This is a genomic window from Stutzerimonas nosocomialis (assembly GCF_005876855.1).
Taxonomy (GTDB): Bacteria; Pseudomonadota; Gammaproteobacteria; order Pseudomonadales; family Pseudomonadaceae; genus Stutzerimonas; species Stutzerimonas nosocomialis.
Window position 1 is genome coordinate 46,481 of the sequence record NZ_QLAE01000029.1, and the last position, 16,154, is coordinate 62,634.

The 16,154-nt window shown below is 66.8% G+C and carries 14 protein-coding genes; 2 read left to right on the forward strand and 12 right to left on the reverse strand.

Annotated features, from left to right (window positions below):
* Nucleotides 1-2 precede the first annotated feature (2 nt).
* Both uraD and puuE read right to left on the reverse strand, forming a co-directional pair.
* Nucleotides 3-518 carry a 2-oxo-4-hydroxy-4-carboxy-5-ureidoimidazoline decarboxylase gene (gene uraD / locus DN824_RS16775; protein WP_138409557.1) on the reverse strand — a complete coding sequence of 172 codons (516 nt, stop codon included), beginning with the start codon at nucleotides 516-518 and terminating at the stop codon, nucleotides 3-5.
* Entirely contained in the window at nucleotides 515-1,444 is a 930-nt protein-coding gene (gene puuE / locus DN824_RS16780; RefSeq protein WP_138409558.1) for an allantoinase PuuE, read from the reverse strand. Before puuE ends, uraD begins: the two co-directional genes overlap by 4 nt.
* A gap of 269 nt (nucleotides 1,445-1,713) precedes the next feature.
* On the opposite strand from puuE, the gene uraH reads away from it, so the two are divergent.
* Nucleotides 1,714-2,067 (forward strand): hydroxyisourate hydrolase, encoded by a 354-nt coding sequence (gene uraH / locus DN824_RS16785; RefSeq protein ID WP_138409571.1) that lies wholly within the window; start codon nucleotides 1,714-1,716, stop codon nucleotides 2,065-2,067.
* Here the strand turns inward: uraH and DN824_RS16790 are convergent.
* Nucleotides 2,064-2,690 (reverse strand): LysE family translocator, encoded by a 627-nt coding sequence (locus DN824_RS16790; protein WP_138409559.1) that lies wholly within the window; start codon nucleotides 2,688-2,690, stop codon nucleotides 2,064-2,066. The genes uraH and DN824_RS16790 overlap by 4 nt on opposite strands.
* Before the next feature lie 127 nt (nucleotides 2,691-2,817).
* Between DN824_RS16790 and DN824_RS16795 the strand changes: the two genes are divergently transcribed.
* Entirely contained in the window at nucleotides 2,818-3,558 is a 741-nt protein-coding gene (locus DN824_RS16795) for a GntR family transcriptional regulator (RefSeq protein WP_138409560.1), read from the forward strand.
* Nucleotides 3,559-3,563: 5 nt separating this feature from the next.
* On the opposite strand, the gene guaD is transcribed toward DN824_RS16795, so the two are convergent.
* The 9 genes from guaD to DN824_RS16840 form a co-directional block, all read right to left on the reverse strand.
* Nucleotides 3,564-4,865, reverse strand: a complete 1,302-nt coding sequence (guaD, locus tag DN824_RS16800; protein WP_138409561.1) for a guanine deaminase — start codon at nucleotides 4,863-4,865, stop codon at nucleotides 3,564-3,566.
* Between the two features lie 114 nt (nucleotides 4,866-4,979).
* The gene (gene xdhC, locus DN824_RS16805; protein ID WP_138409562.1) at nucleotides 4,980-5,813 is read right to left on the reverse strand and encodes a xanthine dehydrogenase accessory protein XdhC; all 834 of its coding nucleotides are present in this window, start codon (nucleotides 5,811-5,813) and stop codon (nucleotides 4,980-4,982) included.
* Between the two features lie 179 nt (nucleotides 5,814-5,992).
* Nucleotides 5,993-8,383 (reverse strand): xanthine dehydrogenase molybdopterin binding subunit, encoded by a 2,391-nt coding sequence (gene xdhB / locus DN824_RS16810; RefSeq protein WP_138409563.1) that lies wholly within the window; start codon nucleotides 8,381-8,383, stop codon nucleotides 5,993-5,995.
* On the reverse strand, nucleotides 8,376-9,830 hold the full coding sequence (xdhA, locus tag DN824_RS16815; RefSeq protein ID WP_138409564.1) for a xanthine dehydrogenase small subunit: 1,455 nt from the start codon (nucleotides 9,828-9,830) through the stop codon (nucleotides 8,376-8,378). Before xdhA ends, xdhB begins: the two co-directional genes overlap by 8 nt.
* 168 nt (nucleotides 9,831-9,998) lie before the next feature.
* Complete coding sequence (locus DN824_RS16820) at nucleotides 9,999-10,970, reverse strand: 2-oxoglutarate and iron-dependent oxygenase domain-containing protein (protein WP_138409565.1); 972 nt, start codon at nucleotides 10,968-10,970, stop codon at nucleotides 9,999-10,001.
* 114 nt (nucleotides 10,971-11,084) lie between these two features.
* Entirely contained in the window at nucleotides 11,085-12,167 is a 1,083-nt protein-coding gene (locus DN824_RS16825; protein ID WP_138409566.1) for a BMP family ABC transporter substrate-binding protein, read from the reverse strand.
* A 214-nt stretch (nucleotides 12,168-12,381) separates the two neighbouring features.
* Entirely contained in the window at nucleotides 12,382-13,737 is a 1,356-nt protein-coding gene (locus DN824_RS16830) for an 8-oxoguanine deaminase (protein WP_138409567.1), read from the reverse strand.
* Between the two features lie 274 nt (nucleotides 13,738-14,011).
* Nucleotides 14,012-14,938, reverse strand: coding sequence for an ABC transporter permease (locus DN824_RS16835; protein ID WP_138409568.1), 927 nt, complete (start codon nucleotides 14,936-14,938; stop codon nucleotides 14,012-14,014).
* An 80-nt stretch (nucleotides 14,939-15,018) separates the two neighbouring features.
* Nucleotides 15,019-16,122: an ABC transporter permease gene (locus tag DN824_RS16840; protein ID WP_138409569.1), complete on the reverse strand. Its 1,104-nt coding sequence runs from the start codon at nucleotides 16,120-16,122 to the stop codon at nucleotides 15,019-15,021.
* Nucleotides 16,123-16,154 lie beyond the last annotated feature (32 nt).

Consider the following 16,154-nt stretch of genomic DNA (forward strand, 5'->3'; position numbering starts at 1 on the left):
GGTCAGAGCGCCTGCAGACGAAACAGGGCGATCTTGTTGATTTCGGCCAGGGCGCGAGCGAACTCCTGCTCCGGCGTGTTGTGCAGGCGCTGCTCGAAGGCTTCGAGGATCTGGTAACGATCGCTGCCCTTGACCGCCATGATGAAGGGGAAGCCGAAGCGGGCCTTGTAGGCCTCGTTCAGTTCGGTGAAGCGGGCGAACTCTTCGGGGCTGCACTCATGGATGCCGGCACCGGCCTGTTCTGCGGTGGACGCGGCAGTGAGTTCGCCGCGTACGGCGGCCCTGCCGGCGAGATCCGGGTGCGCCTGGATCAGCGCGAGCTGCTCGTCGCGTCCGGCGGCGAGCATCGCCTGGGACATGCGCACATGCATGATCTCGACATCGTCCAGCGTGTCGTCCACGCCCGCGCCGTAGACGGTTTCGGCCACCCAGGGCGAGTGTTCGTAGATGTCGGCGAAGGCGGCGACGAAGGTGTCGCGGTCCATCTGGCTGGGCGTGAGGGTCTTGAATCGGTTCATTGGCCGCGCTCCTGGAACGGGTGGGTGGCATGCCAGTGCCGGGCGATATCCACGCGGCGCGCGAACCAGACCTGCTCGTGCCCCTTGGCATACTCGATGAAGCGCTGCAGCGCGGCCAGCCGCGCCGGACGGCCGAGCAGGCGACAGTGCATGCCGATGGACAGCATTTTCGGCGCGCCTTGCGTACCTTCGGCGTAGAGCACGTCGAAGGCGTCCTTGAGGTATTCGTAGAAATCGTCGCCCTTGTTGAAGCCTTGCACCTGGGTGAAACGCATGTCGTTGGTGTCCAGCGTGTAGGGAATCACCAGGTGCGGGCGTTGCGCGCTGCTCTGCGGGTCCCAGTAGGGCAGGTCGTCGTCGTAGGTGTCCGAGTCGTAGAGAAAACCGCCCTCTTCACGCACCAGGCGGCGGGTGTTCGGGCTGGTGCGGCCGGTGTACCAGCCGAGCGGCCGCTCGCCGGTCAGCTCGGTGAGGATGCGTACGGCTTCGCGCAGGTGCTCGCGTTCCCGGGCCTCATCCATGTACTGGTAGTCGATCCAGCGCAAGCCGTGGCTGCAGATCTCGTGGCCGTCGGCGACCATGGCGCGGATGACGTCCGGATGGCGCTGTGCGGCCATCGCCACGGCAAAGATCGTCAGGGGAATCCGGTGCTTCCTGAACAGCTTCAGCAGGCGCCAGACCCCGGCGCGGCTGCCGTATTCGTAGAGCGACTCCATGCTCATGTTGCGCACGCCCTGCAGCGGCTGCGCGGCGACCATTTCGGAGAGGAAGGCCTCCGATTCGCTGTCGCCATGCAGAACGTTGCGCTCGCCGCCTTCCTCGTAATTGAGCACGAACGACAGCGCGATACGGGCCTCGCCCGGCCAGTGCGGATGGGGCGGGGTGTCGGCATAGCCGATGAGGTCACGGGGGTAATCGGCGCTCACGGTCGGGTCCTTGGTCGGCGATGCGGTGAAAGATTGTATACAAACTCAAAACGCTCTTGTAAACACTGGCTGGCGCGGACAGCGCCGGCGGTTCGTTCGAGTCAGAGGCTCGAATCAGGTCAAGGGCGCGGAATATGCAGCAGGAAACGGGCCAAGCCTCCATGAACTTGTGTACAACTTGCGTAGCGAACTGTCCCATGGCTTGCGGTGGCGTGCTAGGCTCGGCCAAGGATCAGAACGAGGAGGGGGCGCCGCCGGTGCCCGAGGCGATGGGACGTTTGACCACACATGTACTGGATGCGACGCACGGCTGCCCGGGCCGGGCGATCAGGGTCGAGCTCTACCGCGTGGAGGGCGACAGGCTGGAGTTGCTGGCGCAGCGCGAGACCAACGACGACGGCCGTTGCGACGCGCCGCTGCTCGAAGGCGAGGCCTTTCGCACCGGGGTCTATCAGTTGCAGTTCGCTGCTGGGGATTATTACCGGGAGCGCGGCGTCGAGCTGGGTGCGCAGCCGTTTCTCGACGTGGTCGTCCTGCGCTTCGGCATCAGTGCCGAGCAGCCGCACTACCATGTGCCGCTGCTGCTGTCGCCCTACAGTTATTCCACCTACCGCGGCAGCTAGCGGCTCAGGAGCGAGGCCGCGCCGGCGCCCCCGAAGAGTGCAGCGCTGACCCGGTTGAACCAGGCCTGCCCCCGGCCGGTGCGCAGATAGCGCGCCGCGCCCCGGGCGCCCAGGCCGTAGCTGAGCTTGGCCAGCACGTCGATCACCGCCCAGGTCAGGATCATGATCAGCAGCTGGGGCAGGAAGGGCTGCTGCGCGGACAGGAACTGCGGCAGGAAGGCGGCGAAGAAGAGGATGTCCTTGGGATTGCTGGCGCCGAGGCCGAACGCCCGCCAGAACAGCGCGCCCACCCGAGGTGCCGGTAATGCGGTAGTCAGCGTGGGAGCCTGCTGCGCCTGGCGCGACTCACGCCAGCTCTGCCAGGCCAGGTAGAACAGGTAGAGCGCGCCGACGATCTTGAGCACGCCGAACAGACGCTCCGAGGCCAGCAGCAACGCCCCCAGCCCCAGGGCCGAGGCGCAGAGCAGCGAGATCGAGGCGGTGACGCCGCCCAGATAGGCGGGCCAGGAACGGCGCAGGCCGTAGTTCAGGCTGTTGCTGATCATCAGCAGGGACAGCGGCCCCGGGATGAGAATCACCACCAGCGCTGCGCTGGCGAACAGCAGCCAGGTTTCAAGGGTCATGGGGAGGTCCGTAGGGTGGTGGGGAGTCGGCGCCGTGAAGATCGAGCGAGCACGGCGATTATGCGGCTGTATACAATCATTGCAACCGGCCGGCCAGACAGGTCCGGCCCATGAGACATGAAGCCCGATGAGCGAACCGTTGCAACCTCCCGCCCGCGCGCGCGGTGCCCGTAGCCGTACGGAAACCCAGGACGACCGGGTCTATGCGCACATCTTCGATGCGATTCTCGAACAGCGCCTGGCCCCCGGCACGCGCTTGAGCGAAGAGACCCTGGGCGGCATCTTCGGCGTCAGCCGGACGATCATCCGCCGCGCCCTGTCGCGCCTGGCCCACGAGGGCGTGGTACTGCTGCGGCCCAATCGCGGTGCCGTGGTGGCCAGCCCCAGTGTCGAGGAGGCCCGGCAGATTCTTCACGCGCGCCGCCTGGTGGAGCGGGCGATCACTGAACTGGCGGCGACGCATGCCACCGCCGAGCAGCTCGACGGCTTGCGGCGCATGGTCAGCGAGGAACACGAGTGCTTCGCGCGTGGCGATCGCGGGGCCGGCATCCGCCTGTCCGGCGAGTTCCACCTCAAGCTCGCCGAGGCGGCGTGCAACGCACCACTGCTCAGCTTCCAGCGCAGCTTGGTGTCGCAGACCTCGCTGATCATCGCCCAGTACGAGGGACCGAGCCGTTCGCACTGCTCCTACGACGAGCACAGCCGGCTGATCGACGCCATCGCCTCGCGCGATGCCGAGCGGGCCGTGGCGCTGATGATGAGTCACATGGACCATATCGACAGCAAGCTCGAGCTGGACGATGACGGCGGCAGCGGCGACCTGCAGCAGGTCTTCTCCCACGTGATGCAAGGCCGCAAGCCGCGCTGACCGCCCTAGCGGCGGTGGACCGACACGCCGGCGGCGAAGGTTTCACGTACCGCACGGTCGTCGCCGAGCATCATCAGCGCGAAGAGCCTTTCCGGCAGGCTGGTCGCCTGGGCGAGACGGTGGGCGATCAGCGGCGTGGCCTGGTAGTCGAGCACCACGAAGTCGGCGTCCTTGCCCGGTTGCAGGTTGCCGATGTGCTGATCCAGGTAGAGCGCCCGTGCGCCGCCCAGGGTGGCCAGGTACAGCGCCTTGAACGGGTCGAGCTTCTGGCCCTGCAACTGCAGCACCTTGTAGGCCTCGCTGAGGGTGGTCAGCTGGGAAAAGCTGGTGCCCCCGCCCACGTCGGTACCCAGGCCGACCCTTACGCCATGGGCTTCGAGCCTCGCCAGGTCGAGCAGGCCGCTGCCGAGGAACAGGTTGGAGGTGGGGCAGAAGGCGACCGCCGAACCGGCCTCGCCCAGGCGCCGGCATTCGTCGTCGCACAGGTGCAGCCCGTGGGCGAACACCGAACGGGCGCCCACCAGGCCGTGATGGTCGTAGACGTCCAGATAGCCGCGGCGCTCGGGGAACAGTGACCTGACCCATTCGACCTCCTGCCTGTTCTCGGAGATGTGGGTGTGCAGGTACAGGTCGGGGAATTCGCCCAGCAGCCTGCCGGCCAGCGCCAGCTGTTCCGGGGTGCTGGTCGGCGCGAAGCGCGGGGTGACGGCATAGTGCAGGCGACCCTTGCCATGCCAGCGCTCGATCAGCTCGCGGCTGTCGGCATAGCCTGTTTCCGGGGTGTCGGTGAGGTAATCCGGCGCGTTGCGGTCCATCAGCACCTTGCCGGCGATCATCCGCAGGTCGAGCTTCTCGGCCGCTTCGAAGAAGGCATCCACCGACTGCTTGTGCACCGTGCCGAACACCAGCGCGGTGGTGGTGCCGTTGCGCAGCAGCTCCTCGAGAAACAGCTTGGCCTGCTCGCGCGCATGTTCAGGGTCGGCGAAGCGGCCTTCGTTGGGAAAGGTGTAGGTTTCCAGCCAGTCCAGCAGCTGGGTGCCGTAGGAGCCCATCACCCCGACCTGCGGATAGTGGATATGGGTGTCGATGAAGCCCGGGGTGATCAGCGCGTCGGGGTATTCGACGAGCGCCGTGCCGGCCGGCAGGCTGGAGAGCAGATCCTCCGCCGCCCCGAGCCGCGCGACCTTGCCGTCTTCCACCAGCAGCAGGCCGTCCTCGAAGTACTCGTAGGACGCCTCGACACCCACCTCCCGCGGATCGGCGAGGCAGTGCAGAAGGGCGGCGCGAAAGGCTTTGGTGCGGGGCATGGCGTTCTCGTCAGGCAATGGTCGTAGTGGTGTTTGTGGGGAGCGGTCTTGACCGCGATTGGGCGCGGTGCGTGGTATTCGCGGTCGAGACCGCGCCCACGGGTTCGTATGGTTTCAGCTTCGGCGCGAGGCCGGTATGAGCATCGGCAGGGGTCGTTCGCCGTCCTGGGACTTTTCGCCGAAGCGGGCGTTGTAGGTGGCGATGATTTCTCCGGCGATGGACACCGCGATCTCGACCGGCAGCTTGCCCTTGACCTCGGCGATGCCCATCGGACAGCGCATGCGCGCCAGCGCCTCGGGTCGTACGCCGCGATCGCGCAGGCGGTGCTCGAACTTGGCGCGTTTGCTCTTCGAGCCGATCAGGCCGAAATAGGTGAAGTCGTTGCGGGCGAGGATCGCCTCGGTCAGTTCCAGGTCCAGCCGGTGATCGTGGGTCATGACGATGAAGTAGCTGCCGGCGGGCAGGTTCGCCACTTCGTCGACCACCTCGTCGTCGACCCGGCACTCGACCCCCTGTGGGACCTGCGCCGGGAATTCGGCTGCCCGCGAGTCGATCCAGCGCACCCGGCACGGCAGCGCGGCGAGCAGCGGCACCAGGGCGCGGCCGACGTGGCCGGCGCCGAACACGGCGATGTGCGCCTGCGGCTGGCCCATGGGTTCGAACAGCAGCACGGTGGCGCCCCCGCAGCACTGGCCGAGGCTGGCGCCCAGGGAGAAACGCTCCAGGCGGGTTTCGCGCGTGCGCTGTTCCAGCATTTCATGCGCGATCTGCTGCGCCTTGTATTCGAGATGACCGCCGCCGATGGTGTCGTACAGCCGCTCGCGGCTGACCACCATCTTCGAGCCCGCATTGCGCGGCGTGGAGCCGCGCTCTTCGATGATGGTCACCAGCACACAGGGTTCGCCCTTGTGCTGCAGCTCGGCGAGGGCGTCGATCCAGCTGTTCATCTCTGTTCTCCGATGCCCCGAGGCATGCGTTTGCGGTGTCATATTCGCGTTCAAGACCCGTCCGTAGGGTGGAAACCGCGAAGCGTTTCCACCTGTAATCTCTTAGGGGAAACCGCGAAGCGTCTTCCACCAAAGCGATCCTGTCGCGCCGGTGGCGGACAAGCAGAGCGTTGTCCACCCTAGGCCGGGGTCGTTTCCGGTGCTGCGGACTGACTCGCCGCCTGCTTCAACCTGCGCATCTGCTCGACGCCCCAGAGCACCCGTTCCGGCGTCGCCGGCGCGTCGATTTTCGGTTGCACCCGGTAGTCGGCGAGGCTGGCGACGGCGTCCTTGATGGCGCACCACACCGAAATGCCCAGCATGAACGGCGGTTCGCCCACGGCCTTGGAATGGAACACGGTGTCTTCCGGATTCTTGCGGTTTTCCACCAGCTTCACCCGCAGGTCCAGCGGCATGTCGGCCACGGCGGGAATCTTGTAGCTGGCCGGGCCCGCCGTCATCAGCCGGCCCTTGTCGTTCCACACCAGCTCTTCCATGGTCAGCCAGCCCAGCCCCTGGACGAAACCGCCCTCGACCTGGCCGATGTCGATGGCCGGGTTCAGCGAGGCGCCGACATCGTGCAGGATGTCACTGCGCAGCAGCCGGTACTCGCCCGTCAGGGTGTCGATGACCACCTCCGAGCAGGCCGCGCCGTACGCGTAGTAATAGAACGGCCGGCCACGGGCCAGGCTGCGGTCGTAGTGGATCTTGGGCGTGCGATAGAAGCCGGTGGCCGAAAGCGAGACCTGCCCGACGTAGGCTTGCTGGATCAGCTGTTCGAAGCCGATGTACTGGTCGCGCAGGCGCACCTGCCCGTTGCTGAATTCGATGTCTTCCTCGTACAGCTGCCAGTGGCGCGCGGCGAACTCGATCAGCCGCTGCCTGATGGTCTGCGCCGCGTTCTGCGCGGCCTTGCCGTTGAGGTCCGCGCCGCTCGATGCGGCGGTCGGCGAGGTGTTGGGCACCTTGTCGGTGTTGGTCGCGGTGATCTGGATGCGCTCGACCTCGACCTGGAACACTTCCGCCACCACCTGCGCGACCTTGATGTTCAGCCCCTGGCCCATCTCGGTGCCGCCGTGGTTCAGGTGGATGCTGCCGTCGGTGTAGACGTGGATCAGCGCACCGGCCTGGTTGAGGAAGCTCGCGGTGAAGCTGATGCCGAATTTCACCGGCGTGAGCGCCAGGCCCTTCTTCAGGATCGGGCTGGCGGCGTTGAAGGCCCGAATCTCCTCGCGGCGGCGCGCATATTCGGCGCTGGCTTCGAGCTCGGCGGTCATTTCCTCGAGCATGTTGTGCTCGACGGTCTGGTAGTAATGGGTGACGTTGCGCTCGGTCTTGCCGTAGTAGTTGGCCTTGCGCACCTCGAGCGGGTCCTTGCCCAGCTCGCGGGCGATGGCGTCCATGATCTCTTCGATGGCGACCATCCCTTGCGGGCCGCCGAAGCCGCGGTAGGCGGTGTTCGAGGCCGTGTTGGTCTTGCAGCGATGGCCGTGGATGGTGGCATCGCCCAGGTAGTAGGCGTTGTCGGCGTGGAACATGGCGCGGTCGACGATCGAGCCCGAGAGGTCGGCCGAATAGCCGCAGTTGCCGGCCAGGTCGATCTGCACGCCATGCAGGCGCCCGCTGTCGTCGAAGCCGACGTCGTATTCGACATGGAATGGGTGGCGCTTGCCGGTCATCTGCATGTCTTCGTTGCGTGGCAGGCGCATCTTTGTCGGTCGCCCGGTCAGGTGCGCGACCACCGCGCACAGGCACGCCGGGCCGGCGGCCTGGGTTTCCTTGCCGCCGAAGCCGCCCCCCATGCGGCGCATGTCGATGACGATCCTGTTCATCGGCACGCCGAGCACTTCGGCCACCAGCTTCTGCACCTCGGTGGGGTTCTGCGTCGAGGTGTAGACGATCATGCCGCCGTCTTCGGTGGGCATTACCGAGGAAATCTGGGTTTCGAGGTAGAAGTGTTCCTGTCCGCCGATGTGCAGGCTGCCCTGCAGCCGGCGCGGCGCGGTCGCCAGCGCGGCGCTGGAGTCGCCGCGCGCGTGGGTGTGGCTGTCGAGGACGAAGTGCTTCTTGCGCAGCGCTTCCACCACGTCGAGCACCGGCTCCAAGTCCTCGTACTCGATGATCGCGGCCATCGCCGCCTTGCGCGCGGTGTCCAGGCTGTCGGCCGCCACGGCGATCACCGGCTGGCCGACGAACTCGACCTTGCCGTCGGCCAGCAGCGGGTCGCCACCCACCAGCGGGCCGATGTCCAGCTGGCCGGGCACGTCCTGGCTGGTGATGGCGATGGCCACGCCCTCGAAGGCATAGCAGGGCGAGACGTCGATGCGGGTGATGCGCGCGTGGGCGCGCTCGCTCATGCGGGCGTAGACGTGCAGCTGGTTGGGAAATTCGAGGCGGTCGTCGACGTAGATGGCCTCGCCGCTGACGTGCTTGGGCGCGCTGTCGTGGCGCACGCTCTTGCCGACGCCGGTGACCAGATCCTGCCTGAACAGCTCGGCGATCTCTTCCTGGCTTCTGGTAGGGCTATGCATAGGCGGTCACCCGGGTCTCGTAGCTGTGCGGCTGCGCTTCGTGGAAGCATTTGCGCAGCAGGTTCTGGGCCACCAGCAGGCGGTATTCGCGGCTGGCGCGGAAGTCGCTGAGCGGCGTGAAGTCATCGGCCAGGGCCGTGCAGGCGCGCTCGATCGAGTCGATGTCGAATGGCATTCCCCACAGGGCCTGTTCGCACGCCAGGGCGCGCTTGGGGATAGCCGCCATGCCGCCGAAGGCGATCCGGGCCTGGCTGACCCGGCCGTTTTCGAGCGTCAGCGCGAAGGCCGCGCAGACCGCGGAGATGTCGTCGTCCAGGCGCTTGGAGACCTTGTAGGCGCGCAGCGTCTGGCCGGGTCGTGGGCGCGGCACGATGATCTTCTCGATGAATTCGCCGCTCTGGCGTGCGGTCACCCGGTAGTCGATGAAGTAGTCCTCCAGGGCCAGCGTGCGGCGAGCGCTGCCCTGGCGCAGCACCAGTTGCGCGCCCAGGGCGATCAGCAGGGGCGGCGAGTCGCCGATCGGCGAGGCATTGCCGATGTTGCCGCCCAGCGTGCCCTGGTTGCGGATCTGCAGCGAGGCGAAGCGCTGCAGCAGTTCGCCGAAATCGGGGTAGTCGTGGGCCAGTGCTTCGTAGCAGTCGGTCAGCGGGGCGGCGGCGCCGATCTCGATCTGCTCGGCGCCGACCTCGACGGTCTTCATCTCGGCGATGTGGCCGAGGTGGATCATCACCGGCAGGGTGCGGTGCAGCTGGGTCACTTCCAGGGCGAGATCGGTGCCGCCGGCGAGCAGGCGGGCCTCGGGGTTGGCGCTGTAGAGCTCGGCGAGGTCGGCGACCGTCAGTGGCGACAGGCAGCGGTTGCCGCCGGTTTCCAGGGTCGCCGTCTCGCGTGGAGCGATGGCCTTGAGCTGGGCGAGGGTTTCCGCTTCGCGGGCATCGAACGGGTCCGGCTGCGCCTGGCCGCACGCCTGCTCGGCGGCGCAGAGGATCGGCCGGTAACCGGTGCAGCGGCACAGGTTGCCGGCCAGCGCCTCGTGGGTGGCGGCCTTGTCGTAACCGTTGCGCTGGGCCTTCTGCAGCGCGAACAGGCTCATCACGAAGCCGGGGGTGCAGAAGCCGCACTGCGAGCCATGGCAGTCGACCATCGCCTGCTGGACGGCATGCAACCGCCCCTGGTGCTTGAGATCCTCAACGGTGATCAGCTGCTTGCCGTGCAGCGCCGGGACGAAGGTCAGGCAGGCGTTGAGGGTGCGGTAGCGCAGGCGCTCGGCGCCCTCCGGACCGGTCGGTTCGGCCACCACCACGGTGCAGGCGCCGCAGTCCCCCGAGGCGCAGCCTTCCTTGGTGCCGGTCTTGCCCAGCCGTTGGCGAAGGTAGGTCAGCACCGTGGTGTTGGGGTCCAGCGCCTGCTCGCTGCGCAGTGTTCGGTTGAGTAGAAACTGGATCACAAGGCCTCCTCGGTGCTGCTCTTCTGGCTCGCTTGCGGCGAATCTAGTGCTGGCTGACTTTGGGGTCAATAAATTCTGACTTAAAAGTCAGGTTGGCGTCCGTGCCTTGGCGTCGGCGGCCAGGGCGATCTCGCCGGGCCGCGCAACAGGGTCAACAGAGAGTCTGGCTCAGAGCGCCAGCGGTTGTTCGGTGCGCCGATAGGCGTAGGTTTCGGCGAAGCGCGAGAGCATGTAGGCGCTGCAGGTGGTGCTGGCGTAGCGCGGCGGGTTCTGCGCGTCGTGGCAGCCCGGCAGGCAACTGATCTCGGTATCCGGGTGCGGCTCGGCGAAGAACGGCATCGAGTAGCGATCCACGCCCAGCGGGCTGACCACCCGGTGCGGCGTCGACTTGTAACGGTCGTTGGACCAGCGCGCCATCATGTCGCCGATGTTCACCACATAGGTGCCTTCGATGGGCGGTGCGTCGATCCACTCGCCACGCACGTTCTGCACCTGCAGCCCGCCGGCCTGGTCCTGGTGCAGCAGGGTGACGCAGCCGTAGTCGGTGTGCGCGCCTGCGCCTTGCTGGTCGTCGCTGCTGGCGGTGTTGCGTGGCGGGTAATGGATCATGCGGAACACGCTGATGGGCTCGACGAAGCGCTTGTCGAAGAAGTCCCGCTCGATGCCCAGCGCCAGGGCGATGGCGCGCAGCAGGGTGCAGGCCAGATCCTGCATGTCCCGGTAGTGGCTTTCCATCAGCGCCTGCCAGCCGTCCATGTCGGGATGGCGGTTGGGACCGCGCAGCGGTTTGCCGGCGAGCACGTCGGGGTGGTCGGCGGGCATGTGGAAACCCATGTCGAAGGTTTCCTTGAGATCGCTCGGGCGGCTCGGGTCGAGCTGCTCGGTGGCGATGGCACCGTAACCGCGGTGGTGGCGGCTTCTGGTGATGTCGATGCGCAGCTTCTCATCCGCGCTCTGGGCGAAGAAGCGGCGCGCGTAATCGGTCAGCGTCGCGAGGCGCTCGGCGCTGATGGGGTGACCGGTGATGTAGAAGAAACCCCACTCCCGGCAGGCATGGTCGATCTGGCGGGCGACATCCAGGTGTCCGCCCGGGTCGGCACGGTAGAGCGGAGCGATGTCGATGATGGGCAACTGATTCATGGTGCTGGTCTCTGAAGCGCTGGCCGCTGGCTATCGCCATTGCGGCCGTTCAGGAAAAGCCCCTGTCCCCGACGGGAGAGGGGCGCCGTGCACGCAAGGCACGCTCCTGCGGTCTTATTTTGGAATGTCGGCCTTGATGCCCTGAACGTAATAGTTCATCGAGGCCAGTTCCTTGGTGGTCGCGCTCTGGCCCTCGGGGATGCGCACGGTACCGGCCTGGTCCATGATCGGGCCGGTGAAGGGGTGGAACTCGCCGCTGCGGATGCTGGCGATCAGGGCTTCGGCTTCGGTCTTCACCTCGGCCGGTACCAGGTCGCTGATCGGCAGGCTGATGGTGTCCTCGGCCAGGCCGCCCCAGAAATCGTCGGACTTCCAGGTCCCGGCCATCACGGCTTCGGCGGATTTGGCGTAGTGCGGGCCCCAGTCGTTGACGATGGAGGTCAGTACGGCCTTGGGTCCGAAGTGGGCCATGTCCGAGGCGTAACCCACCGAATAGACGCCGCGGCGCTCGGCCGCCTGGATCGGGGCCGGGCTGTCGGTGTGCTGGAAGATCACGTCCACGCCCTGGTCGATCAGCGCGTTGGCGGCATCGGCTTCCTTGCCCGGATCGAACCAGGTGTTGACCCAGACCACGCGGATTTCGGTGCCGGGGTTGTACTTGTCCAGGGCCAGCTGGATGGCGTTGATGTCGCGGATCACTTCCGGGATCGGGAAGGAGGCGACGTAGCCGACCTTCTTGGTCTTGGTCATCTTCGCGGCGAGGAAGCCGCCGACGTAGCGACCCTCATAGGAACGCGACAGGTAGGTGCCGACGTTCTTGTCCTGCTTGTAGCCGGTGGCGTGCTCGAAGGTCACCTTGGGAAACTGCTTGGCCACCTTGAGCGTGGGGTTCATGTAGCCGAACGAGGTGGTGAAGATCAGGTCGTAGCCGCCCTTGGCCATGTTGCGGATCACGCGTTCGGCGTCGGCACCTTCGGGAACGTTCTCCACGAAGCTGGTCTCGACCTTGTCACCGAGCTTCTCGACCATGTACTTGCGGCCCTGCTCGTGCTGGTAGGTCCAGCCGTGGTCGCCGATCGGCCCGATATAGACGAAACCCACCTTCAGCGGGTCGGCTGCCGAAGCGCCTAGGGTGACGCTGAAGCCGATGGCTGCAGCTAGGGTGCGCAGCAGGTTTTTTCGGTTTTTGGTCTGCATGGCAGATGACGCTCCTGTTGGTCTCTCTGTCTATAGGGCCTGGGTGGCATCGCTTCGTTGCAAAAAACTGACCAACTGGACAGTTAATCCGGTGGCCGCGCTACCCGGTCACCGAACAGGCTGCCGGCGATTCCCGCTGGTGCGGTTTCGCCGGTGCGTGCTGCAAAAGGGTGCAGATTGTACGGCGCAACGGCGAGGGATGCGCGAGGCGAGGTCACCCGGCGATCAGCTGCGCGGCAGCCTGGCGGTGATCGGCAATCAGGCCGCGTACATCCAGCCCTTCGATCTCGCCATCGACGACCCGCCATCGCCCGCCGATCATCACCCGGTCGGCTCGATCGGCCCCGCACAGCAAAAGCGCCGAGAGCGGATCATGGCTGCCCGAGAAGCGCAGGGCGTCGAGGGTGAACAGCGCGAGATCGGCCTGCTTGCCGACGGCGAGCTGGCCGATGTCGTCCCGTCCGAGCAACCGGGCCGAGCCGCGGGTGGACCAGCCGAGCGCCAGCGCCGGGGTGATCCGCTCGGCGCCGTAGCGCAGGCGTTGCAGGTACAGCGCCTGGCGCGCCTCGAGGATCATGTTGGAGGCGTCGTTGGAGGCCGAGCCGTCCACGCCCAGGCCGATCGCCGCGCCAGCGGCCTCCAGTTCCAGGGTCGGGCAGATGCCCGACGCCAGGCGCATGTTCGAACTGGGGCAATGGCAGATGCCGGTGCCGGCCGCGCCGAGGCGGGCGATCTCTTCTTCGTTGAAGTGGATGCCGTGGGCCAGCCAGGTGCGTGGCCCGAGCCAGCCGACGCTGTCGAGGTAGTCGACGGTGCGCAGACCGAAGCGTTCGAGGCAGAAGGCTTCCTCGTCCAGCGTCTCGGCCAGGTGGGTGTGCAGGCGCACGTCGTGCTGCTCGGCCAGCGCGGCGCTGGCGCGCATGATGTGCGGGGTGACCGAAAAGGGCGAGCAGGGCGCCAGCGCGATCTGGATCTGCGCGCCGGCGCCACGCTCGTGATATCGGGCGATCAGCCGTTCGCTGTCGTCGAGAATCACCTCGGCCTGCTGCACCGTCTGCTGGGGCGGCAGGCCGCCGTCCGCTTCGCCGAGGCTCATCGACCCACGGCTCAGCATCGCGCGCATGCCCAGCTCGCGCACCGTCTGGACCTGCACGTCGATGGCCTCCTCCAGACCTTCGGGGAACAGGTAGTGATGGTCGGCCGCGGTGGTGCAGCCCGACAGCAGCAGCTCGGCCAGGGCCACCTTGCTGGCCAGCGCGAGCTTCTCGGGGGTCAGCCGCGCCCATACCGGATAGAGCGTCTTGAGCCAGGGGAACAGCGGCTGGTTGACCACCGGCGCCCAGGCACGGGTCAGGGTCTGATAGAAGTGGTGGTGGGTGTTGATCAGCCCGGGCAGGACCACGTGGGCCCTGGCATCGAAGGTCGAATCGACTGGGCGCGCCGGGTGCTGGCCCTTGTCGAGCAGCTCGACGATGACCCCATCCTCGATCACCAGCCCGCCCGGGGCTTTGTCTTCGGTGGCGGTGAACAGCGCGAGGGGATTCTTGATCCAGAGACGGTCCGCAGGCATGGCCGGCTTCTCCTGAAAAGTGGGTTCGGAGTGAGCCAGCTCAGTTATGCCCTGTCTGCTGATCCAGGGGGCCTCGTTGGGAGGCCTGTCGGGGTATCTGACCGTGGCGCTCCCACGGGTAGTGCGGGTCTTTTGTGGGAGCGGTTTCGACCGCGAGCTCCTAGAGCCAAGCGCTCCGCCGATCAGTGATCGTTTCCATTGGAGGTCAAGAGCAGGCGTCCCCGCCCGCTCTCCCACGAGGAGCGACCCCAGCGCGCCCTGGCTGGCCCTTGCTTCAATGCCCTGGCTGCCAGGGCTGGCCGAGGGACGCCGGGGCGTACAGGCGGGTGCGTACGGCGTCGCGCGAGAGCAGCACCAGCACGACGATGGTCGCCACGTACGGCAGCATTGCCAGCAGGTTGCCGGGGATCGCCAGGCCGAGGCCCTGGGCGACCAGGTGCAGGATGCTCGCCAGGCCGAACAGGTAGGCGCCGAGCAGGACGCGGCTGACCCGCCAGCTGGCGAACACCACCAGCGCCAGGGCGATCCAGCCGCGTCCGGCGGTCATGTTTTCCGCCCACATCGGTGTATAGGCCAGCGACAGGTAGCCGCCGGCGAGCCCCGCCATGGCGCCGCCGAACATCACCGCCAGGGTGCGCACGCGCAGCACCGGCAGGCCCATGGCGCTGGCGGCGTTGGGGTTCTCGCCCACGGCCTGGATGATCAGGCCGATACGGCTCTTGAGCAGCACCCAGGCGACCAGGGCGAAGAGGGCGAACGAGAGGTACACCAGCAGGTCCTGGGCGAATAGCATGCGGCCGATCAGCGGGATCTCGCTCAACAGCGGCAGGGCGATGGGTTCGAAACCGCTCAGCGGCTTGCCGACCCAGGACGCGCCGACGAAGGAGGAGAGTCCGACGCCGAAGATCGTCAGTGCCAGGCCCGTCGCCACCTGGTTGGCGTTGAAACCCAGCGCCACCAGAGCGAACAGCAACGACAGCAGCACGCCCGCCAGGCAGGCGAAGACGACCCCCAGCCAGAGGTTGCCGCTGGCGTAGGCGACCATGAAGCCGATCACCGCGCCGAACAGCATCATGCCTTCCTGTCCGAGGTTAAGTACGCCGCTCTTTTCGCAGACGAGCTCGCCGAGGGCGACCAGCAGCAGCGGCGTGCCGGTGCGGATCATCGCGTAGAAAATGTTGGTCAGCAGATCGATGTCCATGGGTGTTCCTTAGCTGGAAGCCAGAAGCTGGAAGCTGAAAGTAAAAGCGGCAACGGCATGGGCGGAGCGAGTCGCGGCGTTCATGGCTGCACCGTTGGTTTCAGGCTTCCGGCTTTCGGCTTCCGGCTCCGTGCGAAGCGCGGCCGGTACAGGATCAGCACGTCGCAGGCCAGCAGGAAGAACAGCACCATGCCCTGGAACAGCTGGGTGATCGATTGCGGCAGGTTCGCCGCCATCTGCGCGTTCTCGCCGCCCAGGTAGAGCAGCGCCATCAGCAGGCTGGCGAAGACGATGCCGATGGGGTTGAGGCGCCCGAGAAAGGCCACCGTGATTGCCGCGTAGCCATAGCCAGGCGAGACCTGCGGCACCAGCTGGCCGATCGGTCCGGTGACTTCGGCGACGCCAGCCAGGCCCGCCAGCGCACCGCTGATCAGCAGCGCGATCCAGACCAGCTTCTTGTCGCGAAAACCGACGAAACCCGCCGCGCGCCGGTCCAGCCCCAGCACCTTGACCTGGAAGCCCAGGAAGCTGCGTTGCAGCAACACCCACACCACCACCAGGGCCAGCAGGGCGAAATAGAGACCGCCGTGTACCCGCAGGTCCTCGACAATCTGGGGCAGGCGGGTGGCATCGCCGAACATCGCCGACTCGGGGAAGTTGTAGCCTTCCGGGTCCTTCAGCGGGCCGTGGACGAAGAACAGCAGCAGGTTCAACGCGATGTAGTTGAGCATGATGCTGGTCAGGATCTCGTTGGCGTTGAAGGCGGTTTTCAGCCAGGCGCACAGACCCGCCCAGGCCGCGCCGCCGAGGGTGCCGGCGATCAGGGTCAGCACCAGCGCCCAGCGCGAGTCCCAGTCGATGATGTTCACCGCCAGCGCGCTGCCGGCCAGGGCGCCGATCAGCAGCTGGCCTTCGGCGCCGATGTTCCAGATGCGCGCGTTGTAGACCACCGCCAGGCCCAGGGCGCAGAGCAGGATCGGCAGCGCCTTGACCAGCAGTTCGGAGACGCCGTAGAGGTCGCTGACCGGGTCGATCAACAGCACCTTGAGGGTGGCCAAGGGCGGGTGGCCGAGCACCGCGAACAACAGCGCGCCGCTCAGCAGGGTCAGCACCGCCGCCAGCAACGGTGACAGCCAGAGCATGGCGCGCGACTGCTGGCCACGCGGTTCGAGGGATAACAACATGGACAGGTCTCTCGTCAGGCGGCGGTGGGGGA